20 protein-coding genes are annotated in these 21,336 nt (G+C 55.7%); 10 read left to right on the forward strand and 10 right to left on the reverse strand.

Translation table 11 applies throughout. The features are described 5' to 3' along the window. Positions 1-45: 45 nt before the first annotated feature. Both aroB and aroK read right to left on the reverse strand, forming a co-directional pair. Positions 46-1,134 (reverse strand): 3-dehydroquinate synthase, encoded by a 1,089-nt coding sequence (gene aroB / locus NP77_RS15880; protein WP_039660822.1) that lies wholly within the window; start codon positions 1,132-1,134, stop codon positions 46-48. 38 nt (positions 1,135-1,172) lie between these two features. Further along, positions 1,173-1,694, reverse strand: a complete 522-nt coding sequence (gene aroK, locus NP77_RS15885; RefSeq protein ID WP_003852989.1) for a shikimate kinase AroK — start codon at positions 1,692-1,694, stop codon at positions 1,173-1,175. A gap of 76 nt (positions 1,695-1,770) precedes the next feature. Here aroK and NP77_RS23715 point away from each other — a divergent pair, with 76 nt between their 5' ends. Continuing rightward, on the forward strand, positions 1,771-1,938 hold the full coding sequence (locus NP77_RS23715; RefSeq protein WP_231572336.1) for a hypothetical protein: 168 nt from the start codon (positions 1,771-1,773) through the stop codon (positions 1,936-1,938). A gap of 119 nt (positions 1,939-2,057) precedes the next feature. On the opposite strand, the gene hofQ is transcribed toward NP77_RS23715, so the two are convergent. From hofQ to pilM, 5 genes are read right to left on the reverse strand one after another with little or no spacing between them, the layout of a single operon-like run. Beyond that, positions 2,058-3,329: a DNA uptake porin HofQ gene (gene hofQ / locus NP77_RS15895; RefSeq protein WP_072040367.1), complete on the reverse strand. Its 1,272-nt coding sequence runs from the start codon at positions 3,327-3,329 to the stop codon at positions 2,058-2,060. Continuing rightward, complete coding sequence (locus NP77_RS15900; RefSeq protein ID WP_039660823.1) at positions 3,268-3,651, reverse strand: HofP DNA utilization family protein; 384 nt, start codon at positions 3,649-3,651, stop codon at positions 3,268-3,270. The genes hofQ and NP77_RS15900 overlap by 62 nt, the downstream gene beginning before the upstream one ends. Further along, positions 3,641-4,138, reverse strand: a complete 498-nt coding sequence (locus NP77_RS15905) for a hypothetical protein (RefSeq protein ID WP_039660824.1) — start codon at positions 4,136-4,138, stop codon at positions 3,641-3,643. The genes NP77_RS15900 and NP77_RS15905 overlap by 11 nt, the downstream gene beginning before the upstream one ends. After that, positions 4,131-4,673: a PilN domain-containing protein gene (locus NP77_RS15910; protein ID WP_003852996.1), complete on the reverse strand. Its 543-nt coding sequence runs from the start codon at positions 4,671-4,673 to the stop codon at positions 4,131-4,133. Before NP77_RS15910 ends, NP77_RS15905 begins: the two co-directional genes overlap by 8 nt. Next, positions 4,673-5,479, reverse strand: a complete 807-nt coding sequence (gene pilM, locus NP77_RS15915; protein WP_039660864.1) for a pilus assembly protein PilM — start codon at positions 5,477-5,479, stop codon at positions 4,673-4,675. The genes NP77_RS15910 and pilM overlap by 1 nt, the downstream gene beginning before the upstream one ends. Positions 5,480-5,595: 116 nt before the next feature. Between pilM and mrcA the strand changes: the two genes are divergently transcribed. Beyond that, entirely contained in the window at positions 5,596-8,145 is a 2,550-nt protein-coding gene (mrcA, locus tag NP77_RS15920) for a peptidoglycan glycosyltransferase/peptidoglycan DD-transpeptidase MrcA (RefSeq protein ID WP_008926270.1), read from the forward strand. A 71-nt stretch (positions 8,146-8,216) separates the two neighbouring features. Here mrcA and nudE read toward each other — a convergent pair whose 3' ends face one another. Further along, positions 8,217-8,780, reverse strand: coding sequence for an ADP compounds hydrolase NudE (gene nudE, locus NP77_RS15925; RefSeq protein ID WP_003853003.1), 564 nt, complete (start codon positions 8,778-8,780; stop codon positions 8,217-8,219). Between the two features lie 391 nt (positions 8,781-9,171). Here nudE and NP77_RS15930 point away from each other — a divergent pair, with 391 nt between their 5' ends. The 5 genes from NP77_RS15930 (at position 9,172) to pckA (ending at position 15,335) form a co-directional block, all read left to right on the forward strand. Beyond that, complete coding sequence (locus NP77_RS15930; protein ID WP_033743308.1) at positions 9,172-11,307, forward strand: intracellular growth attenuator family protein; 2,136 nt, start codon at positions 9,172-9,174, stop codon at positions 11,305-11,307. A gap of 54 nt (positions 11,308-11,361) precedes the next feature. After that, positions 11,362-12,009, forward strand: a complete 648-nt coding sequence (gene yrfG, locus NP77_RS15935) for a GMP/IMP nucleotidase (RefSeq protein ID WP_003853007.1) — start codon at positions 11,362-11,364, stop codon at positions 12,007-12,009. A 13-nt stretch (positions 12,010-12,022) separates the two neighbouring features. Beyond that, a complete protein-coding gene (gene hslR, locus NP77_RS15940; RefSeq protein WP_003853009.1) occupies positions 12,023-12,424 on the forward strand; it encodes a ribosome-associated heat shock protein Hsp15 in 402 nt (133 codons plus the stop codon). Positions 12,425-12,473: 49 nt separating this feature from the next. Beyond that, a complete protein-coding gene (hslO, locus tag NP77_RS15945) occupies positions 12,474-13,340 on the forward strand; it encodes an Hsp33 family molecular chaperone HslO (protein ID WP_003853011.1) in 867 nt (288 codons plus the stop codon). Between the two features lie 375 nt (positions 13,341-13,715). Continuing rightward, positions 13,716-15,335, forward strand: a complete 1,620-nt coding sequence (pckA, locus tag NP77_RS15950; RefSeq protein ID WP_039660825.1) for a phosphoenolpyruvate carboxykinase (ATP) — start codon at positions 13,716-13,718, stop codon at positions 15,333-15,335. A 38-nt stretch (positions 15,336-15,373) separates the two neighbouring features. On the opposite strand, the gene envZ is transcribed toward pckA, so the two are convergent. Together envZ and ompR are read right to left on the reverse strand one after the other, a co-directional pair. Next, positions 15,374-16,741, reverse strand: coding sequence for a two-component system sensor histidine kinase EnvZ (gene envZ, locus NP77_RS15955; RefSeq protein ID WP_003853013.1), 1,368 nt, complete (start codon positions 16,739-16,741; stop codon positions 15,374-15,376). After that, positions 16,738-17,457 carry a two-component system response regulator OmpR gene (gene ompR, locus NP77_RS15960; protein ID WP_003853014.1) on the reverse strand — a complete coding sequence of 240 codons (720 nt, stop codon included), beginning with the start codon at positions 17,455-17,457 and terminating at the stop codon, positions 16,738-16,740. Before ompR ends, envZ begins: the two co-directional genes overlap by 4 nt. 537 nt (positions 17,458-17,994) lie before the next feature. On the opposite strand from ompR, the gene yjbE reads away from it, so the two are divergent. The 3 genes from yjbE (at position 17,995) to NP77_RS15975 (ending at position 21,332) form a co-directional block, all read left to right on the forward strand. Continuing rightward, on the forward strand, positions 17,995-18,243 hold the full coding sequence (yjbE, locus tag NP77_RS15965) for an exopolysaccharide production protein YjbE (protein ID WP_003853015.1): 249 nt from the start codon (positions 17,995-17,997) through the stop codon (positions 18,241-18,243). Positions 18,244-18,427: 184 nt separating this feature from the next. Further along, positions 18,428-18,901: a transcription elongation factor GreB gene (greB, locus tag NP77_RS15970; protein WP_003853016.1), complete on the forward strand. Its 474-nt coding sequence runs from the start codon at positions 18,428-18,430 to the stop codon at positions 18,899-18,901. 103 nt (positions 18,902-19,004) lie between these two features. Beyond that, positions 19,005-21,332 carry a Tex family protein gene (locus NP77_RS15975; RefSeq protein ID WP_008926271.1) on the forward strand — a complete coding sequence of 776 codons (2,328 nt, stop codon included), beginning with the start codon at positions 19,005-19,007 and terminating at the stop codon, positions 21,330-21,332. The last annotated feature ends 4 nt before the right edge of the window (positions 21,333-21,336 follow it).

The following is a 21,336-nucleotide window of genomic DNA, read 5'->3' on the forward strand; positions in this document are numbered from 1 at the left end:
GCACTGCGCACCCTGCGCGCCGCGTCACCACTCAACTGCTTAATCTCAGGGTTGCTGACAATCATTAATCGCAGCCAGCACCATATCATGTGCCACGCCACCACGCACTTCAGAGCGACCAATCGACAGCGGGAGTATCAGCCGCAGTTCGCCCGCCAGAACTTTTTTATCGCGCATCATGTGCGGCAGATACATCTCCGCACTCATCGCCTGCGGCCCATGCACCGGTAAACCGGCACGGCGGAACAGCGCAATAATGCGGTCGGTCTCCTGCGCCTGGAACTGCCCCAGACGTTCAGCCGTTCGTGCTGCCATCACCATGCCTGCCGCAATGGCTTCACCATGCAGCCAGTTGCCATAGCCCATATGTGCTTCAATCGCATGACCAAAAGTATGGCCCAGATTAAGCAACGCCCGCTGACCGTTTTCACGCTCATCGGCCGAAACAACCTCGGCTTTCAGCTCACAGCAGCGACGAATGCAGTACGCCAGCGCCTGTTCATCCAGCGCCAGCAGAGCATCAAGATTCTGCTCCAGCCACTCAAAAAATGTCCCGTCGAGAATGATGCCGTACTTAATGACTTCCGCCAGCCCCGACGCCAGTTCGCGCGCGGGCAGTGTCTTCAGACAGGCCGTATCAATCACCACCGACGCGGGTTGATAAAACGCGCCGATCATGTTTTTGCCCAGCGGATGGTTAACGGCCGTTTTACCACCAACCGAAGAATCAACCTGCGACAGTAAGGTGGTCGGTACCTGAATAAAGCGTACGCCACGCTGATAACTGGCCGCAGCAAAACCGGTAAGATCGCCAATGACGCCACCGCCTAAGGCGATAAGCGTCGTATCACGACCGTGCGGCTTTTGCAGAAGTGCGGTAAAAACCTGATCCATTACGGCCAGCGTCTTATATTGCTCGCCGTCGGGTAAGATCACCTGATCCACTTTTACACCAGCCGCCTTCAGCAGCGCTGTAAGCGGGTCAAGATAAAGCGGAGCCAGCGTCTGGTTTGTCACCACCATGGCGTTTTCGCCCGCGCGTAGCGGCCAAAAAGAAGCCGGATCGTTAAACAGTCCGGCGGCGATAGTGATGGGGTAACTGCGTTCCCCTAGTGAGACGGTGATCTTCTCCATGATGCTCGATACCTGTTAAAGAGCCTTCGAACGTTGGATCAACTTTTTTCCAACATGTGGATAATCTGATTCGCCACCACTTTCGCACTCTGATCATCTGTGCGAATGGTTACATCGGCGATCTCTTCGTAGAGCGGGTTACGTTCGCCAGCCAGCGCTTCGAGCACTTCACGCGGCGGTGAATCCACCTGCAGCAACGGACGTTTTTTGTCACGTTGGGTGCGCGCCAGTTGCTTCTCGATGGTGGTTTCAAGATAAACCACAACACCGCGAGCGGAGAGCCGATTACGCGTTTCCCGGGATTTGACGGAACCCCCGCCTGTCGCCAGGACGATGCCTTGCTTCTCGGTCAGTTCGTTGATGATTTTTTCTTCGCGATCGCGAAAGCCAGCTTCGCCTTCGACATCAAAAACCCAGCCCACATCCGCTCCGGTGCGTCGCTCAATTTCCTGATCGGAATCGAAGAACTCCATGTTGAGTTGCTGAGCCAACTGACGGCCAATAGTGCTTTTGCCGGCACCCATCGGCCCAACCAGAAAGATATTGCGTTTCTCTGCCATTTTGTCGGTATTACTAAGAATTCGTTAATGATACCCCGCGTTCAGCATTCGCTGGCGGGACAGGAACTGAGACCTCATGAGCGTTACCAAGAGTCAGATGAAAAATTATCTCAACACTCAAGGCTGTTTGGCAACCGATTATATTGCCTTCAGCACATCCATTTCTGAATTGGCCTGTGTTCGCGAAACTGTAACGCGCCAGCGCTGCGTCTTTTACAACGCTGCTTACAGAGAAGTTTTCTGATCTGTTTGCCGGGATTTACCCAGCCTAGACGGTTACACCGTATTGAAAATCGCTAAACCTTGTAAGCTAATTCCTCTCCTGCGTCAACGCAGATGGCCTTAAGGGACGCATTTTCCGTTTTATCCAGCCGTAAGCGCTGCTTCCCTGACCAATCGTGGCGTAATGAAGATCACCAGCTCTCTTTTTTTGCGCTGCTCAGATTGCTGGCGAAATAACCCGCCAATCAGCGGCACATTTCCCAGTAGCGGCACCTTATTCTCGCCACGACTACGCTGCTGCTGAAAGATACCCCCTAACGCCAGTGTTTGCCCGTCACTGACCGTGACCTGAGTCTCAATTTCCTGTTTATCAATGGATAATATGTTGCTGTCACCGGTTCTGATGCTGCGACCCGGCATATTCTGGCTGATATGAATTTTCAGCTGGATGCGACCATTGCCAGAAAGGGTCGGTGTCACCTCCATGCCCAGCACCGCTTCTTTAAACTCAATACTGGTTGCCCCGCTGTTTCCTGCGGACACTTCGTAAGGAATCTCCGTGCCCTGTTTAATTGATGCGGTCTGCTGATGCGAGGTAAAGAGGCGCGGACTGGCGATGATTTCAATCTGGTTTTCCTGTTCCAGCGCGCTTAACTCCAGATCCAGAAGCTGGCCGCCTATACGCGCCAGCGCCATCCCCACGCTGATGCCGGGTGAACTCAACGCCAGCGGGATATCCAGACGGGGATGGTGCAGAATGTCAGTCACTGCGGCGTCACCCGCCTGCAATCCCCACTTCACCCCCAACTCCTGCAAATGCTCTTCGCTGATGGTAACGATATGCGCTGAGAGCTCAATCTGCTCCAGTGGCAGATCCAGCGCCCGTATCCAGCGTTCTGTCTCTTTTAAAGCCGCTGCGGTATCGCGCAGTAACAGCGCATTGGTCCGTTTATCGACTGTCACGCTGCCGCGCGCCGTCATCAGCGACTGCCGCTCACTCAGCAGACTGGCATGCACCTCGCTGGCGCTGGCATAACGCAATGTGACCGCGCGCTGCTGCAAAGGTACCTGCTGCAACTGCGCCTGCTGCTCAGCCGCACGAGCCTGCTGTTGCGCCTGTTGCCAGCTTTCCGGATAGACCAGCAGGACATTATCCTGTTCAATCAGCGTCAGCTTTGCCATGCGCGCCAACAGCTCCAGCGCCTGATGCCACGGCAGGTTATCCAGCCGCAGCGATAACGAACCTTCCACCTCTGGCGCAATCATCAGATTGATCTGCTGATAATCAGCCAGCGCCTGCAAAATACGCTCTACCGGTGCATTATCAAATGTCAGGCTGAGCGGTTCCTCATCAGCGGCGTAAACCGGCAGCAGGCAGCTGATGACCAGCAGCAGAGTGGCTATCCAAACCATACGAACGTCCTTTTAAATAGAATGTAGTCTGTTGTGCGGTGCAGCTGTTTTGCACCGCTAAGGTGATGCTGCGGCGGGTCATGTCAGTGAGTTGCCAGGGCGCTACAGGAAAAGGTTTGCCGATGCGGGCGATGACAATCTCCTTCTGCGGACCAATCAGCCAGGCATGGAAATGCGCCTCCCGGCCAATGATCCCCTGCAGACGCCAGCCAGTGAGCGGTTCCACTGACGCTTCACACACTGAACCGGCAACCGGCCTGAACGGATCACGCGCCACCACACTGCTACAGCACAGCAGTAAAATCAGCAGGCTATGGCGCATCGTCAGATTCCAGCCAGAGTTGAGCGATCAGGAACTGCGGCTGCGCCAGCAGCTGAAAATGAACCGGAAACGGTGCGGAGGCATCGGCAAGCTCGGCAAAAAGCGACTGGAATGCCGGCCACTGCAGATGCAGCGTCAGCATGCGGGAGGGTGCATCCGGCTGCCACTCTTCCAGTTGGTTACGACGTGCCGCCAGAATCGTTTCCAGTGCCAGGCCTGATGTGCCAGATACAGACCGGGCACGCTGCATTTCCGCCAGTTGCGCCTGCAACACCTCATCATCAGGATGTTGACGCCACTGCAGCTGGCGCTGCTGCAGGGTGCGGGTCAACTGCAACAGCGCCACCTTTTCAGTTGTCAGCGCCTGCTGCTGTGGCCGCAGCCAGAGAATCCACGAGAGCAGGAGCAGGCAGAATGCGAAGGCGGCCAGCAAGCCGTAACGCGGAAGCGCGGCCATCTGCCACCACCGCTCCCACCACTCATTCATCAGCCACCGCCTGGACCGTTGCCCGCAGTGAAAAACGATAACTGCCATCGGCCTGCCGCTTTACACCGCCCTGCTTAACCTGATCCAGCAGGGCGACCGTAGTTAACTGCTGGCGGAATTGCCGGACCGAGGCCATATCCTGCGCCTGGCCCTCCAGAGTCAGATGATTGTCACGCTTCTCCAGACGGGTCAGCCAGGCGGAATCGGGCATCAACACGGGTAAATTGAGCCAGAACTGCTGCCAGGCAGCCAGTTGCACGGCCTGCTGACGCTGCTTTGCCTGCTGTTTTTGTACGACGGCGAGCCGGGCGAGTAACTGCTTTTGCTGCGCGAGTTGTTGTCCCAGAGCGTCCAGCGCCTGCTGCTGTAAACTGCGCGTCTGCGCCACCTGCTGACGCGCCTGATGGATCTGCCAGGTTTGTTGCACAACAACCAGAAACAACGTACCCAGCATCAGTAACAGCATCACCAGACTCTGCCGCTGCTGCTGTTGCCGACGGTGCTGCCGCCAGGGCAGCAGATTAACCGCCACCATTATTCATCTCCATCACGTAGCGCCAGCCCGGCCGCCAGCGCAAAGGCTCCCGGGTTTTCCGGCAAAGGAGGTTGCTTATAGCGAAAGAGATCAAAAGGGGAAAAGCGGGTGGCTTCGGCGGGCAGTACACCCGGCTCTGCGGCGCACCAGGCAACAAAACTGGCGTCGGGGAAAGCCTGCTGCCGCAGGGCCGCCAGTGTGGCGACTTCGCCGATGTCAGCCGCTGAGTGCGCATCGCTCCAGAGCCAGCGGTTATCCTGCTGCAGAACCAGTACCGCGCCGGATTTCAGTGCTGCCTGCCGGGCTAATCGCTTCAACGCATTAGTGGTCAGTTCAAACACCTGCGGCTTTAATCCTGAGTGTAACAGTGGCGCTGCCCACTGATCGATAATCTCCAGCCGCGCTGCCGTGACGCAGAGTTGATCACGCTTTGCATCCGGCCGGTAATCCAGCGCCAGCGCAGTGGGCTCCAGAGGAAAGAGACGGCGCGCGGCCGCCTGCACGTAATGCCCCAGCGCGGGTTCGTTCAGCGCCTGCGCAGGCAGGGGAAGCTGGCGCTGTAACACCAGCCGGGCGGGCAGTGCGACACGCAGCGAATAACGACGCGGCAACCGCTGACGCCATGCCGTTAAGGCCGCCAGTAATTCAGGCGAAGATTGCAGCACGCCGTTTCTTAACGTATCTTGCGGCAGCCGCTGCTGCCACCAGTGGCGTAGCTGCCAGCCATCACGACGAGGCTGGAGGGCAAGGGCACAAATCTGCCTATTCTGAATATCCAGCCCAATTTGCCAGGTATGAAAAGCCATGCGCGCGATCTCCTTATCGTCCGGGAAAATGGACATATCAAAGCGTCTGGCTTGCCTTTATACTACCGCGCGGTTGTTTATAAACTGCTCAAACGACAACAGATGGGAAATTCCAGGTGAAGTTCGTAAAGTATTTATTAATCCTTACAGTGTGTTGCATCCTGTTGGGAGCTGGCTCGATTTATGGTTTATACAAATATATAGAGCCACAGCTGCCCGACGTGAACACGCTGAAAGATGTGCGTCTGCAAACCCCTATGCAGGTTTACAGCGCCGATGGCGACCTGATCGCCCAGTATGGCGAAATGCGCCGTATCCCTTTGACTCTGCAGCAAGTGCCACCTGTCATGGTGAAAGCGTTTATTGCGACCGAGGACAGCCGTTTTTATGAGCACCATGGTGTTGATCCGGTGGGTATTTTCCGTGCGGCCAGCATTGCACTGGTCTCCGGTCATGCTTCACAGGGTGCAAGTACCATCACTCAACAGCTGGCCCGTAACTTCTTCCTGAGTCCGGAACGCACCCTGATGCGTAAAATAAAGGAAGCGTTCCTGGCGATCCGCATTGAGCAGTTGCTGAATAAAGATGAAATCCTTGAGCTCTACCTGAATAAGATCTACCTGGGCTATCGCGCTTATGGCGTCGGTGCAGCCTCACAGGTCTATTTCGGTAAGCCCGTTGACCAGCTGTCGCTGAGTGAGATGGCGATGATTGCCGGTCTGCCGAAAGCGCCGTCTACCTTTAACCCGCTTTACTCGCCGAGCCGCGCCCTGTCGCGCCGCAACGTGGTACTGGCGCGTATGCTGGATCAGCATTACATCACGCAGCAGCAATATGACGAGGCCCGTAATACACCGCTGGTGGCGAAGTATCATGGCCCGGAAATCGCTTTCTCTGCCCCTTATCTCAGCGAGATGGTGCGTCAGGAGATGGTGAAACGCTACGGCAATAATGCCTACACCGACGGTTACAAGGTTTACACCACCGTGACTCGTCGTCTGCAGGAAGCCGCGCAGACCTCGGTGCGCAATAACGTCATGGCCTACGATATGCGTCATGGTTATCGCGGCCCGACCAGCGTGCTGTGGAAAGTGGGTGAACCGGCCTGGGATCAGACGAAGATCGAGAAAGCGCTGAAGGTGCTGCCGGTTTATGGCCCGCTCCACCCGGCCGTCGTGACAGAAGCACGCAGCGATGAAGCGACCGTTATGATGCAGGATGGCAGCAATGTGTCGCTGTCATTAGCCGGTGTGCGCTGGGCGCGTGCTTATAAGTCTGACACCGTGCAGGGCCCGACGCCGAAAAGCGTGACGCAGGTCCTGCAGGCTGGCCAGCAGATTTGGGTGCGTAAAGTGGGTGACGACTGGTGGCTGGGTCAGGTGCCGGATGTGAACTCGGCACTGGTCTCACTGGATCCGAATGATGGTGCGGTGCGCGCGCTGGTAGGTGGTTTTGCCTTTAACCAGAGCATGTTTAACCGTGCGACCCAGGCACTGCGCCAGGTCGGCTCTAACATCAAGCCTTTCCTTTATACCGCCGCCATGGATCGCGGGTTGACGCTCGCCTCCATCCTGAACGATGTGCCGATTTCACGCTGGGATGCAGGTGCCGGTGCAGACTGGCGTCCGAAAAACTCACCGCCAACTTACGATGGTCCGATTCGTCTGCGTCAGGGATTAGGTCAGTCGAAAAACGTCGTGATGGTGCGTGCGATGCGTGCGATGGGCGTGGATTATGCCGCAGAGTATCTGCAGCGCTTTGGTTTCCCGGCGCAGAACATTGTTCACACCGAGTCGCTGGCACTGGGTGCGGCCTCATTCACCCCATTACAGGTGGTGCGTGGCTACTCCGTGATGGCGAATGGCGGCTTCCTGGTTGATCCTTACTTCATTACGAAGATTGAGAACGAACAGGGCGGCACCGTCTTTGAAGAGAAACCGAAGATCGCCTGTCCGCAGTGCAATCTGCCGGTGATCTATGGTGAGACCAAAAAAGCGCTGGCGCTGAATGAAGAGAGTGTTGAGAACGTTGCTGCCTCAAATAACAACCAGAATCAGGCAGTTCCTCAGCCTGAACTGGAGCAGGTTCCTGCTCAGGCTCAGCAGGGCGATCAGCAATATGCACCTCACGTGATCAATACGCCGCTCAGCTTCCTCATCAGGAGCGCGCTGAACAGTAATATCTTTGGCGAACCGGGCTGGATGGGAACGGGCTGGCGTGCCGGACGTGACCTTAAACGTAATGATATCGGCGGGAAAACCGGTACCACCAACAGCTCGAAAGATGCCTGGTTCTCGGGTTACGGCCCTGGCGTAGTGACCTCCGTCTGGATCGGTTTTGATGATGCGCGCCGTAATCTGGGCCGCAGTACGCTTTCCGGCGCGATTCCCGATCAGATATCGGGCTATGAAGGTGGCGCGAAGAGTGCGCAACCGGCATGGGATGAGTTCATGAAGAGCGCGCTGGACGGTGTACCGGTGCAGCCATTGACACCGCCGGATGGCGTCGTCACGGTGACAATCGATCGCAGTACCGGCAAGCTGGCAAATGGCGGCGGTAACACGCGTCAGGAGTACTTCATCAATGGTACCCAGCCGACCGAATATTCGGTTCACGATGTGGGTACCACTATTATGGATAACGGCGAGAGTCACGAACTGTTCTGATGTGATCCCTGTTATTGCACGATAAAAAAAGCCGACATCTGTCGGCTTTTTTATTCATTAAAGCATCCTGTTCAGTAACGCAGCCGTCCCTGTTTCACCAGCCATTCGCGCGCCATAAACAGTGCACTGACATTACGCGCCTCGCGGAAATCGGGTTCGTCCAGCAGCGACAGCATATCGCTGAGCGGCCAGCGGTGGATAATCAGCGGCTCCGGCTCATCACCCTCCAGCTTTTCAGCATAGAGACCTTCCGCGATCACAATATTCATTTTGCTGGAAAAGTAAGAAGGTGCCATGGTGAGCTTGCCCAGCGTGGTCAGCTGATCTGCACCAAAGCCGACTTCTTCTTTCAGTTCGCGCACCGCCGCTTCATTCACGGTTTCGCCTGCATCGATCAGCCCTTTCGGGAAGCCGAGTTCGTAGGTTTCCAGTCCGACGGCGTACTCCTGAATCAGGATCAGATGATCATCAATAATCGGCACAATCATCACCGCTTCGCGCTCTGAAGGCTTCATCCGCTCATAGACGCGATGTGCACCATTGCTGAAAGCCAGATCAACCGACTCAATAGTGAATAACCGTGAACGTGCCACGGCGGTGATATTGAGGATGTCAGGTTTTTTTGGAATTTTCATATCAGCCTCAAATTATTCTGCGCCGGCTATCAGTAGCGAATAAGCATACCTAACCGCAGGCAATTGTGCGACAGTCAGACAGTGACGTTATCGTTGCACAGATTCAATCGGTTGAATAACAGGCTTTAGTTATCAGTTAAGACTAAATTTGCATTAGTCAATACGCTGCGATAAGTTTCAGATAATACCGATATTTAATCCAGTCTGTGCCGGTTACCATTCGGACAAGGCAGGGTTTAACAAATGCCAATCAGATATACGCTGGCACTATTTCATCGGGTGTCTGACTCCTCAGGGTTATATAATCTTTCGGAATGTCTCTTTTATAGTGAGCATAACCGGGAGCGAAAGTTTAAAGTGAAGGCAGCATTTTGGCTGAATTGAGCAGAGCATGAGCACAATCTTGATGATCCTGGCCATAGTGCTGACCTGTTCAATCCTGGCAGGCATGGGGTTTTGGTACGCTATGCGGCATCGTCCGCCGTTGGCGAAACCACTGCCATTCATCAGTCCGCCCTGCCGTAAGCTCTCTCCGCAGGAACGTGAGGCTGTCGATAAGTATGTCGCCGCGCTGGAAAAACAACTCAGTACGCCTGTCACTACCCATAAGCGAAGCGCGTCTGAACGGCTGACGCTGACAGCGCAGAGCAACAATGTCTATCCGGTTACCCGCGCAATTACCCGTTACGGCCTCTCTACAGACGATCCCCATAAATGGCGCTATTACCTGGATGAGGTTGAAGTTCATCTGCCGCCGCTGTGGGAACAGTACATTACCGACGAAAACTATGTGGAGTTAATCCGCACCCAATCTATTCCGCTGGTGATCTCGCTGAACGGCCACTCGCTGGTTGATTACGCTGTGGATCAGCAATCGCTGCCTGTGCTCATGCGTCCGGTGTCCACCAACGCCTCAATCCGCAAAGCAGAAACAGAAAATGTTGAGCTGCTGCAGGTGCGTAAAGAGACGCCAGAAGAGTATCGTCTGTCGCGGCCAGACGGCACGCGTGAAGCGGTGACGATCTCTCTGGCCTTCTTACTGTTCTTCTTCAGCCTGTTAGTGCCTGCCACGCTGATGATCTGGCTGGTGTTGACGGGGACATTAATGATTGGCGCCAGCCTCTGGCTGCTTTATCGCATTCCCGGCGAGCGCGGGCTGCGTGATATACACTGCCTGCGCGGCGCACCAAAACGCTGGGGTCTGTTCAGTGAATCGAACCAGGAGCAGAGCAATATCACGCTGGGCATTATTGACCTTGCCTATCCGCCACATTGGCAGCCTTACGTCGCACACGATCTCGGTCAGGTAACGGATGTCGAGATCTACCTTAATCGTCAGGTGGTGCGTCAGGGTCGCTTCCTGTCGCTACAGGATGAGGTCAAAAACTTCCCTATCCAGCGCTGGCGGAAAAACGTGGTGCTGGCGTGTGGTTCACTGTTGGTGCTGACTATGCTGGTCACCTGGATCCCGCTCACGATGCCGATTAAACTGAGTCTGGCCTGGGCAAGAGGCACCGACAGCCTGGAGGTCAGCAGCGTTGATAAGCTCAGCAACGTGGCACTGAACATTGGCGATAACCTCAAAGTGAGTGGCACCGGTATGTGTTCAGTGCCGGACAACTATCAGAGCAACCGCAGCTACGCCTACATGCCGTTCGACTGTTCGGCGATCTACTGGAATAACGCGACGCCACTGCCGCAGCCGCAATCGGACATTATTGATAAAGCGGCGGCGCTGCTGGAGACCACCACAAAGCAGCTGCATCCCGAAACCAATACTGACCCTAAACTGAACCCACAGCTGGCTTCCGCGATTCAAAAGTCCGGAATGATTCTGCTGGATGACTTCTCAGATCTGGTGATGAAAACGCAGGATCTCTGCAATCAGCCGCAGGATTGTATGCGGCTGAAAAACGCCCTGGTAAACCTTGGCAATGCCAAAGACTGGGAAGCTTTGATGCGTCGGGCAGATTCCGGTCAGTTAAACGGCATGAATGTGCTGCTGCGCCCGGTGAGTGCGGAAGCGCTGGAAAACCTGGTTAATACCGCTACATCCACCTTCTTTTTCCGCGAAACCCGTCGGGCGGCAGAAAATCTTAACAGCCCGCCGCCAGGGGGATTCCTGATCGTCAGCGACGAAGGTCGCCAGTTAGTGAATCAGCCGCAGCCCACCGTATCGCTGTTTGATCTCGATCCGCCTTCTCAGTGGCGTGAGCTGCAACGACTCTCCACCGTACTGCTGCATACACCTTTCAGCGCCAGCGGCATCATCACCAGCATTTCAACGGATGCCAACGGCACGCGTCACATTGTCCTGCACAATGAACCGGATGCCATGGCGCAGTGGCGCTATCTCGGCACCGTATTGCTGCTTCTGATGCTGCTGACCTGTGGGATAATTAACGGCTTACTGGCGCTTCGCCGCATGCACCGTAATCGCCAGCGCATGATCGATATCCAGCAGTATTATGAAAAGTGTTTCAACCATAACCTTGGCACTTTGCAGGGTGTGCGCTCGATATTCTGAGTCCTGCCCTTCTGTGCTACCCTGTCGCCCGGTTTTTTCACAGGGTGAACCTGGATGCTCAACTGGTCTGAGATTGATACCGTGCTGCTCGACATGGATGGCACACTGCTGGATTTGGCGTTTGATCGTCACTTCTGGCTGGAGCATGTGCCTGAACAGCTCAGCCAGCAACGCGGCATCAGCCGGGCGGAAGCCGACGCGATCATTGCGGAAAAATATCAGGCCGTCGCCCATACGCTAAACTGGTATTGTCTGGATTACTGGGCAGACGCGCTGAAGCTGGATATCCGTGCCATGACGCTGGCGATGCGCAGCCTAATTGCCCTGCGTGACGATACGCTGCCTTTTTTGCAGGCGCTGCGTCGCGCGGGCAAGTCCACCATCCTGCTGACCAACGCGCATCCTTACAATCTGGACGTCAAACTGGCGCAGACAGGTTTAGCGCCGCACCTTGATTTATTACTTTCCACCCATACCTTTGGGTATCCGAAAGAAGACCAACGTTTATGGCAGGCGGTACAACAGCACACCGGCTTTTCTGCGGCGCGCACGCTGTTTATCGATGACAACGAAGTGATTCTGGATGCTGCAACGTTATGGGGCATCGGCTGGTGCTTAGGCGTGAAGAACCCTGATTCGGGTCGTCCTGAGCAAATCTTTCAGCGTCACCGGGCCACTGGCGATTACCGGACGCTGATCTGAGTCAGGAGCAGCAATGAAAGAGAAAAGCAGCGAAGAGGTCCGCCTCGACAAGTGGCTGTGGGCCGCGCGCTTCTACAAAACCCGGGCGATTGCGCGGGAGATGATTGAAGGCGGCAAAGTCCATTACAACGGCCAGCGCAGCAAACCCGGCAAAGTGGTGGAACTGAATGCGGAACTGACACTGCGTCAGGGCAACGATGAACGCACCGTGATCGTGGCGGACATCAGCGCCCAGCGCCGTCCCGCCAGTGAGGCCCAGCAGCTCTATCGCGAAACCGATGCCAGTATTGAAAAACGCGAAAAAATGGCGCAGGCGCGCAAACTGAATGCGCTGACTATGCCCCATCCCGATCGGCGACCTGACAAAAAAGAGCGTCGCGATTTGATGAAGTTTAAATTATCGGGCGATGAATAACGCCGTCTTCGCTGACGCACCGTCGCCCCGTTCCAGTGAGAGAAAAAATATGTCAGTCCAGGATCAACTGCACCGTTATCTGTTTGAAAATGCCGCCGTGCGCGGCGAGCTGGTGAACGTCTCTGACACCTGGCGTGAAACCGTGAAAAATCACGACTATCCGGCACCGGTTAAAACGCTGCTGGGTGAGATGCTGGTAGCGACCAGCTTACTGACCGCCACGCTGAAGTTTGATGGCGAAATCACCGTACAGCTGCAGGGTGACGGTCCGCTGTCGCTGGCCGTGATCAACGGCAACAACAATCAGGAGCTGCGTGGCGTTGCGCGCATCAAAGGCGATATCCCGGACGACAGCACCCTGAAAAGCATGGTCGGCAACGGTTATCTGGTGATCACGATTTCGCCTGAAAAGGGTGAACGTTACCAGGGTGTGGTCGGGCTGGAAGGTGAAACCCTGGCTGCGTGCCTGGAAGATTACTTCATGCGCTCAGAGCAGCTGCCAACGCGTCTGTTTATCCGCACCAGCGACAAAGGCGCCGCCGGTATTCTGCTGCAGGTGCTGCCCGCGCAGGACACAGAGAAAGAGGTCTTTGAACATCTGGCGACGCTGACCGAAACCATTAAAACAGAAGAGCTGATCGATCTGCCGGCGAATGAAGCGCTCTGGCGTCTCTATCATCAGGAAGAGGTCACCCTCTACGATCCGCAGCCGGTGATCTACAAATGCACCTGCTCGCGTGAACGTTGTGGCGAAGTGCTGACTACGCTGCCACAGGAAGAAGTGGACGAGATCATCGCGGAAGATGGCAAAATCGACATGCACTGTGACTATTGCGGTTCAAACTACGTGTTTGATGCTGTCGATATCGCCGGTATTCGCAGCCACTCCCTTGAGAATGATGACCGTCTGCACTGATTTGATTGTTCGGGCGGCGTCTGCCGCCCCTTCTCCTCTCCCCCTTTCCTATCCCCATAATTTTCCAGACAAATTATCTTTTTTTACTTTCATAACATCTTTTAAACGTTCGAAACATAGCCTTAACGCGCCCTGAGTCGCATTTTTAGATCACTGCCCTTTTTCCCGTAACGCAGAAGAGTAAACTGCGCGCGATCGTGCAAACGCCCGGAAGCCAGAGGCAGATGCCCTGAAAAGTCCGGTTCTCTTTGCAGGCTGTCGTGACGAAGCGCAGTGGACTGTCAGTGATTCGCCGCACCTGATGCAACAGCCGGTTGGCACGATCCCAACCTATCTCTGCTTTGCAGAACAGACACCGATTTAAGGAGCAGTAAAATGCGCGTTAACGGCCTGACCTCGCAAGACCTTGCCGCTTTGGGCATCGTGGATACCACGGAAGTGGTTTACAACCCTGATTACGACACACTATTTCAGGAAGAGACGCGCCCGGACCTCGAAGGTTTTGCTCGTGGCACCCTGACGCAGAGCGGCGCGATTGCAGTAGACACCGGGATTTTCACCGGGCGATCGCCTAAGGATAAGTACATTGTGCGTGATGACACCACGCGCGATACCCTGTGGTGGAACGACCAGGGCACCGGCAAAAACGACAATCAGCCTCTGTCGCAGGAGACCTGGAACGCACTGAAAAGCTGCGTCACCCGCCAGCTTTCCGGCAAGCGTCTGTTTGTTGTGGATGCATTCTGCGGGGCCAATGCCGATTCACGTCTGAGCGTACGTTTCGTCACCGAGGTCGCCTGGCAGGCGCACTTCGTGAAGAATATGTTCATCCAGCCTGACGATGCTGAGCTGGCCGACTTCAAACCTGACTTTGTGGTGATGAACGGAGCTAAATGCACCAATCCTGACTGGCAGGCGCAGGGGCTTAACTCAGAGAACTTTGTCGCTTTCAATCTGACTGAGCGTATGCAGCTGATTGGCGGAACCTGGTACGGCGGCGAGATGAAGAAAGGTCTGTTCGCCATCATGAACTACCTGCTGCCGCTGAAAGGCATCGCCTCCATGCACTGCTCTGCTAACGTGGGTAAAGCAGGTGATGTGGCGGTCTTCTTTGGCCTTTCGGGTACCGGCAAAACCACCCTCTCCACCGATCCTGATCGCCAGTTGATTGGCGATGATGAACACGGCTGGGACGATGATGGCGTGTTTAACTTTGAAGGCGGTTGCTACGCCAAAACCATCAACCTCTCTGAGCAGGCTGAGCCGGAGATCTACCGCGCCATTCGCCGCAACGCGCTGCTGGAAAATGTGGTGGTACGCGAAGATGGCAGCATCGATTACGCAGATGGCAGCAAAACGGAAAACACCCGCGTCTCCTATCCGATCAATCACATCGACAATATCGTGCAGCCGGTCTCAAAAGCGGGCCACGCGAAGAAAGTGATTTTCCTGACCGCCGATGCGTTTGGCGTGTTGCCACCGGTTTCACGTCTGACGCCGGAGCAGACACAGTATCATTTCCTGTCAGGATTTACGGCCAAACTGGCCGGTACCGAGCGTGGCGTGACGGCACCCACCCCAACCTTCTCCGCCTGTTTCGGCGCGGCATTTCTGACGCTGCATCCGACGCAGTACGCTGAAGTGCTGGTGAAGCGAATGGAAGCGTCCGGTGCGCAAGCTTACCTGGTGAACACTGGCTGGAACGGCAGCGGCAAACGCATCTCACTGAAGAATACCCGCGCCATCATCAATGCGATCCTGGCGGGTGAGCTGGATGATGCGCCAACGGAAACGCTGCCGATCTTTAATCTGCAGATGCCGGTTGCGCTGGGCGAGCTGGATAGTGACACGCTGGATCCGCGTCGTAGCTGGGAGAGTGAAGAGAAGTGGACCGCTGCTGCCGAGGGTCTGGCACAGCGCTTTATTGATAACTTCGACAAGTACACCGATAACGCCGCAGGTGCTGCGCTGGTGAAAGCGGGCCCGCAACGCTAAAAGAACCGGCGCGGCAATAACAGTGCCGCGCCGTTTTTTTATCCCGACACGCTGTTGCTGCCGTTGTTGTGGCTCAGCGCCATGCTTTCCACTAACGGCAACCAGGCACGAATACGCAAACCTCCGCGCTCGCTCTCGCCAATCTCCAGCGAGCCCTGATGAGCATCGATAATACGCTGTACAATCGCCAGACCGAGACCGGTACCGCTGGTGCTGCGGGCACTGTCGCCCCGCACAAACGGCTGGAACAGATGCGCCAGCTGATCCGGCTTGATGCCAGGGCCATCATCTTCTACCTGAAACCACGCTCGATGCAGTTCCCGTCCGCTGCTGACCTTGATCCAGCCATTGCCATATCGCGCGGCATTAACCACCAGGTTAGCCAGCGCCCGTTTAATCGACAGCGGGTTGATATCCAGCATAAGCTCTTCTGGCATCACTGCATTTTCGATTTCACGTTCATAGCCACTTTCAGCCGCCACCACTTCGCCCAGCACGCTGTTCAGGTCCGCGCGCTCGGTCTGCATCTCCTGACCAGTGCGCAGATAGTCGATGAACTGCTCAATGATGGCGTTGCACTCTTCGATATCTTTATTAATCGATTCGGCAAGATAGCCATCCTGCTCGCTCATCATCTCGGTGGCGAGACGAATGCGGGTCAGCGGCGTTCGCAAATCATGGCTGACGCCCGCCATTAACAGCGTGCGGTCATCCGCCAGCTGCTTCACCCCCGCTGCCATCTGGTTAAAGGCACGGGTCACCGATCGTACTTCTGACGCGCCATACTCGCGCAGCGGCGGCGGAATAATCCCGCGCCCGACCTGCAGGGCGGCGTGCTCCAGATCCACCAGGGGTCGGTTCTGGATACGGATAAACAGCCAGGCACCGCCTATCGCCAGCAGCATTATCGCCAGGGTATAGCGGAACAGCGGGGAGAAGTCGCCCTGATGAATCTCAGTCAGCGGCACCCGCACCCAGATGTCGGGCGACAGCCAGGTTTTCAGCCAGACCACCGGCGAGTTTTTGTTAACCTCAACCCGGACATCGGTCGGACCGCCAAGCTGCTGTCCCATCTGCTCGCTCAGGAATTCATAATGCTGCGCCCAGCGCAATCCGCTCTCCTCTGCTGCTGCATTGGTGTAGAGCGAGATCCCCAGTTCGCGATAGATTTCCCGGCGAAACGCCGGTGGCACTTCCAGCTGCGTGCCATCCTCCAGCTGCAACCGGTCGGTCATCAGCATACGAACTTCGTAAGCGAGCACCTTATTGAACTGTTGCAGACTGGGAAGAATGGCGAAGTTCAGCACCACCAGATAGGTCGTTACCAGGCTGACGAACAGCAGGGTAACGATCAGCAGCAGGGTGCGGGCAAACGAACTCCGTGGCGAGAAGCGCAGTCGCTTCATGCTTTACTGCCGTCCGGCACAAAGACGTAGCCCAGACCCCAGACGGTCTGAATATAACGCGGATGCGCAGGATCCTCTTCCACCATACGGCGCAGGCGGGAGATCTGAACGTCAATCGAACGTTCCATGGCGCTGTATTCACGGCCACGCGCCAGGTTCATCAGCTTGTCGCGAGACAGCGGCTCACGCGGGTGGCTTACCAGTGCTTTCAGCACGGCAAACTCACCGCTGGTCAGCGGCATCGGCTCATCTTCACGGAACATCTCGCGAGTGCCGAGGTTCAGTTTGAATTTGCCAAAGGCAATAATCGCCTCTTCCTGCGAAGGTGCGCCTGGCAGTTCATTGGCCTGACGACGCAGTACCGCCCGGATACGCGCCAGCAGCTCACGCGGGTTAAACGGTTTGGGAATATAGTCGTCAGCGCCGATCTCCAGCCCCACGATACGATCCACTTCTTCACCCTTAGCCGTCACCATAATGATCGGCATCGGGTTGCTCTGGCTGCGCAGACGACGGCAGATAGAGAGGCCATCTTCACCTGGCAACATCAGGTCGAGCACCATCAGATGGAAGGATTCACGGGTTAACAGGCGATCCATCTGCTCGGCATTAGCGACACTGCGCACCTGAAAGCCCTGCTCGGTGAGATAGCGTTCAAGCAGTGCACGCAGACGCATATCGTCATCGACGACCAGAATTTTGTAGTTCTCTTGCATTTTCAACTCCCAAAGGCGCTATTGCCTGAACCAACATTGTTAAAAAAAGATGCCTTATAGTGACAGTCATTATTGGTTTATATTCTAGCCAAAATTGTTACAAAGCATATTAAACAGGGGCTTATATTTGATTTAAGGCGTTTCAGGGTCAGTTTTAGCGCTTTTAACCCCGCCCGACAGCCGATACGGCAAATCTGAAAAAACGGCCTTGTTTCTTTGAATCGCTGGCGTTGGAAGCGTGCCAGCTTTTAATCAATGTATTAATTCAGTGAGTTAGCAGATAATTTGACTTAATGATCAGCCATCACTGTGAATATGCTCCAGATAATCTACCTCAACCGCTGTCAGGGAGCATAATATTCCAGCAACCCCGCATAATGCCCGACGCTCCTCTCGGATTAGTTTCAGTCGTGCCATCAGCAAGGCCAGTTGTAATTAAAGTCCTTTAAATCAATCAGTAAAGCCAACTTTTCGCCTTCCCCGTTTTAAACCAGACTGCTCAGGCAACATTCGATGTCTCAACGGGGATTACATACAATGAAAAAAACAATTTTACTGCTGAGCGCGCTGGCATTAGGCAGCGTCAGCCCAGGTTATGCAGCCACTGCAACCGGTGAAGCGGCCGGCGCAGCAGCAACAACAACAGCACAAGGTAACTCTAACGCCATCGGTGTTGGCGCAGTCGCAGCCCTGCTGGGCGTAGCACTGGCCACCATGGGCGGCGGCGGCGGTGACGGTCACAGCACCGGCACATCGACCACCACGGCGACCCACGCCGGAAAATAAGTTTACGCACGCTTTTTCGCCGGCTTCAGATGACTGGCTCTATTTCAATCACAGCACCAACCCTTTCGCCGCCGGGGAAATCAACGTGGGTTTTTAACCTTTAAAAACCCTTTCCCCGACTCTTTTTTGCCGCGCCCTCTTTGCCTTACACTGTCGCTCTTTAGATCTCTCTGGCCGGTATAGCATGAAAACCCGACTCATTACCCGCGAAGGCTTCGACAAACTGAAAGCGGAACTCGACTATTTATGGCGTGAAGAGCGACCGGAAGTGACAAAGAAAGTCACCTGGGCTGCCAGCCTTGGCGATCGCAGTGAAAATGCCGACTACCAGTACAACAAAAAACGGCTGCGTGAAATTGATCGCCGCGTACGCTATCTGACCAAAAGCCTTGAGCAGCTGCGAATCGTTGATTACTCACCCCAGCAGGATGGCAAAGTATTCTTTGGTGCCTGGGTGGAAATTGAAAACGATGAGGGCGACCTCAAACGCTTCCGCATTGTGGGCTACGACGAGATTTTTGGCCGCAAAGATTACATTTCCATCGACTCACCTATGGCGCGGGCACTGCTGAAAAAAGAGGTCGGTGATGCCGCCACTGTTGAGACCCCAGTGGGTCCGGCGCTGTGGTATGTCAACGCCATTGACTACCCGCAATAACGATTCAGATTATCGCTGAAAGCCGCCCGCTTCTCTGGCAATTTTAACCATCAATCCGTATAACTGTCCGCTATTTCTCAACCCGGAAAGCAAGACAGTCCTGATGATGAAAGTTCTGAGCCAGATAATTGCCAGTGAGCTACAGGCGCGACCAGAGCAGGTTGACGCCGCCGTTCGCCTGTTAGATGAAGGGAATACCGTGCCGTTTATCGCACGCTATCGTAAAGAGGTAACCGGCGGGCTGGATGACACCCAACTGCGTCAGCTGGAAACCCGTCTCAGCTATCTGCGCGAACTTGAAGATCGACGCCAGTCGATTCTGAAGTCGATTGACGATCAGGGAAAACTCACTGACGACCTCGCCCGCGCCATCAACACCACCCTCAGCAAAACCGAGCTTGAAGACCTCTACCTGCCCTACAAACAGAAACGCCGGACGCGTGGACAGATCGCTATTGAAGCCGGTCTGGAACCGCTGGCGGACACGCTCTGGCAGGAGCCCTCTCACATCCCTGAGCAGCTTGCTGAGCAGTATGTCGATGCGGACAAAGGCGTTGCTGACGTCCGTGCCGCGCTGGACGGTGCCCGCTATATTCTGATGGAGCGTTTCGCCGAGGATGCGGCGCTGCTGGCCAAAGTGCGTAACTATCTGTGGAAAAATGCCCATCTGGTGTCACGCGTGGTGGAAGGCAAAGAGGAAGCGGGCGCGAAGTTCCGTGACTACTTTGACCACCACGAAGCGCTGAGCAGCGTGCCGTCACACCGTGCGCTGGCGATGCTGCGTGGCCGTAACGAAGGTGTACTGCAACTGTCGCTGAATGCCGATCCGCAGTTTGATGAAGCACCACGTGAAAGCCACGGCGAAACGCTGATCGCTGAACACCTGAATCTGCGCCTGAACAACGCGCCAGCCGACAGCTGGCGTAAAGCGGTGGTGAGCTGGACGTGGCGCATCAAGGTGATGCTGCATCTGGAAACGGAGTTGATGGGTACAGTGCGCGAACGCGCAGAAGATGAAGCCATTAACGTCTTTGCCCGCAACCTGCACGATTTGCTGATGGCGGCGCCGGCGGGCATGCGCGCCACTATGGGACTGGATCCCGGCCTGCGCACCGGCGTTAAAGTCGCGGTGGTCGATGCCACCGGTAAAGTCGTGGCGACCGATACCGTCTATCCGCACACCGGCCAGACCGCCAAAGCCGCCGCTGCCGTCGCCGCGCTCTGCATTAAGCATCAGGTTGAGCTGGTGGCGATTGGCAACGGAACCGCCTCACGTGAAACCGAGCGCTTCTTCCTGGATTTGCAGCAGCAGTTCCCGCAGGTGACGGCGCAGAAAGTCATTGTCAGTGAAGCCGGCGCCTCCGTTTACTCGGCCTCTGAACTGGCGGCGCTGGAGTTCCCGGATCTCGATGTTTCACTACGTGGCGCGGTGTCTATCGCACGACGTCTGCAGGATCCGCTGGCTGAGCTGGTGAAAATCGACCCGAAATCCATCGGTGTCGGTCAGTACCAGCATGACGTCAGTCAGAGCCAGCTGGCGAAGAAACTCGACGCCGTGGTAGAGGATTGCGTGAACGCCGTCGGCGTTGACCTCAACACCGCCTCGGTGCCGCTGCTGACCCGCGTCGCGGGCCTGACGCGCATGATGGCGCAGAACATTGTCGGCTGGCGTGACGAGAATGGCCGCTTCCAGAACCGCCAGCAGTTGCTGAAAGTGAGTCGTCTTGGGCCAAAAGCCTTTGAACAGTGTGCGGGCTTCCTGCGCATCAACCACGGTGATAACCCGCTGGATGCCTCAACGGTTCACCCGGAAGCGTATCCGGTCGTCGAACGTATTCTGGCCGCCACCGAGCAGGCCCTCAGCGATCTGATGGGTAATGCTGGCAGCCTGCGTAACCTCAGCCCGCGCGATTTTATTGATGAGCGTTTTGGTCTGCCGACCGTTACCGACATCATGAAAGAGCTGGAGAAACCGGGTCGCGATCCGCGTCCTGAGTTTAAGACTGCGCAGTTTGCGGAAGGCGTTGAAACACTGAACGATCTGACGCCGGGCATGATCCTTGAAGGTGCCGTCACCAACGTCACTAACTTCGGTGCGTTTGTGGATATCGGCGTGCATCAGGATGGCCTGGTGCATATCTCGTCGCTTTCTGATCGCTTCGTGGAAGATCCCCATCAGGTGGTGAAAGCCGGCGATATCGTCAAAGTGAAAGTGATGGAAGTCGATCTCCAGCGTAAACGTATCGCCCTCACCATGCGTCTTGATGAGCAGCCAGGCGAAGGCAATGCACGGGGTGGCGCGAAGAATGCCGCGCCGCGCGAAGAGAAACGTCCGGCTGCAGGTAAAGGCCGTCCGCGTCCAGCCAGCGCATCCGCAGGCAACAGTGCAATGGGTGATGCACTGGCTGCGGCATTCGGTAAAAAACGCTAAGCTT

Origin of the sequence: Pantoea sp. MBLJ3 (assembly GCF_000816655.1) — a bacterium.
In the GTDB taxonomy this organism is placed as follows: domain Bacteria; phylum Pseudomonadota; class Gammaproteobacteria; order Enterobacterales; family Enterobacteriaceae; genus Pantoea; species Pantoea eucalypti.

What these genes read in the sequence shown, in the direction of transcription:
- hofQ (WP_072040367.1), bottom strand. Translation starts at nt 3,329, where the DNA reads ATGGTTTGGATAGCCACTCTGCTGCTGGTCATCAGCTGCCTGCTGCCG.
- NP77_RS15905 (WP_039660824.1), bottom strand. Translation starts at nt 4,138, where the DNA reads ATGAATGAGTGGTGGGAGCGGTGGTGGCAGATGGCCGCGCTTCCGCGT.
- hslR (WP_003853009.1), top strand. Translation starts at nt 12,023, where the DNA reads ATGAAAGAGAAAAGCAGCGAAGAGGTCCGCCTCGACAAGTGGCTGTGG.
- NP77_RS23715 (WP_231572336.1), top strand. Translation starts at nt 1,771, where the DNA reads ATGAGCGTTACCAAGAGTCAGATGAAAAATTATCTCAACACTCAAGGC.
- pilM (WP_039660864.1), bottom strand. Translation starts at nt 5,479, where the DNA reads ATGGCTTTTCATACCTGGCAAATTGGGCTGGATATTCAGAATAGGCAG.
- envZ (WP_003853013.1), bottom strand. Translation starts at nt 16,741, where the DNA reads ATGAAGCGACTGCGCTTCTCGCCACGGAGTTCGTTTGCCCGCACCCTG.
- NP77_RS15910 (WP_003852996.1), bottom strand. Translation starts at nt 4,673, where the DNA reads ATGGTGGCGGTTAATCTGCTGCCCTGGCGGCAGCACCGTCGGCAACAG.
- yjbE (WP_003853015.1), top strand. Translation starts at nt 17,995, where the DNA reads ATGAAAAAAACAATTTTACTGCTGAGCGCGCTGGCATTAGGCAGCGTC.
- greB (WP_003853016.1), top strand. Translation starts at nt 18,428, where the DNA reads ATGAAAACCCGACTCATTACCCGCGAAGGCTTCGACAAACTGAAAGCG.
- NP77_RS15975 (WP_008926271.1), top strand. Translation starts at nt 19,005, where the DNA reads ATGATGAAAGTTCTGAGCCAGATAATTGCCAGTGAGCTACAGGCGCGA.
- nudE (WP_003853003.1), bottom strand. Translation starts at nt 8,780, where the DNA reads ATGAAAATTCCAAAAAAACCTGACATCCTCAATATCACCGCCGTGGCA.
- yrfG (WP_003853007.1), top strand. Translation starts at nt 11,362, where the DNA reads ATGCTCAACTGGTCTGAGATTGATACCGTGCTGCTCGACATGGATGGC.
- hslO (WP_003853011.1), top strand. Translation starts at nt 12,474, where the DNA reads ATGTCAGTCCAGGATCAACTGCACCGTTATCTGTTTGAAAATGCCGCC.
- NP77_RS15930 (WP_033743308.1), top strand. Translation starts at nt 9,172, where the DNA reads ATGAGCACAATCTTGATGATCCTGGCCATAGTGCTGACCTGTTCAATC.
- pckA (WP_039660825.1), top strand. Translation starts at nt 13,716, where the DNA reads ATGCGCGTTAACGGCCTGACCTCGCAAGACCTTGCCGCTTTGGGCATC.
- NP77_RS15900 (WP_039660823.1), bottom strand. Translation starts at nt 3,651, where the DNA reads ATGCGCCATAGCCTGCTGATTTTACTGCTGTGCTGTAGCAGTGTGGTG.
- ompR (WP_003853014.1), bottom strand. Translation starts at nt 17,457, where the DNA reads ATGCAAGAGAACTACAAAATTCTGGTCGTCGATGACGATATGCGTCTG.
- aroB (WP_039660822.1), bottom strand. Translation starts at nt 1,134, where the DNA reads ATGGAGAAGATCACCGTCTCACTAGGGGAACGCAGTTACCCCATCACT.
- aroK (WP_003852989.1), bottom strand. Translation starts at nt 1,694, where the DNA reads ATGGCAGAGAAACGCAATATCTTTCTGGTTGGGCCGATGGGTGCCGGC.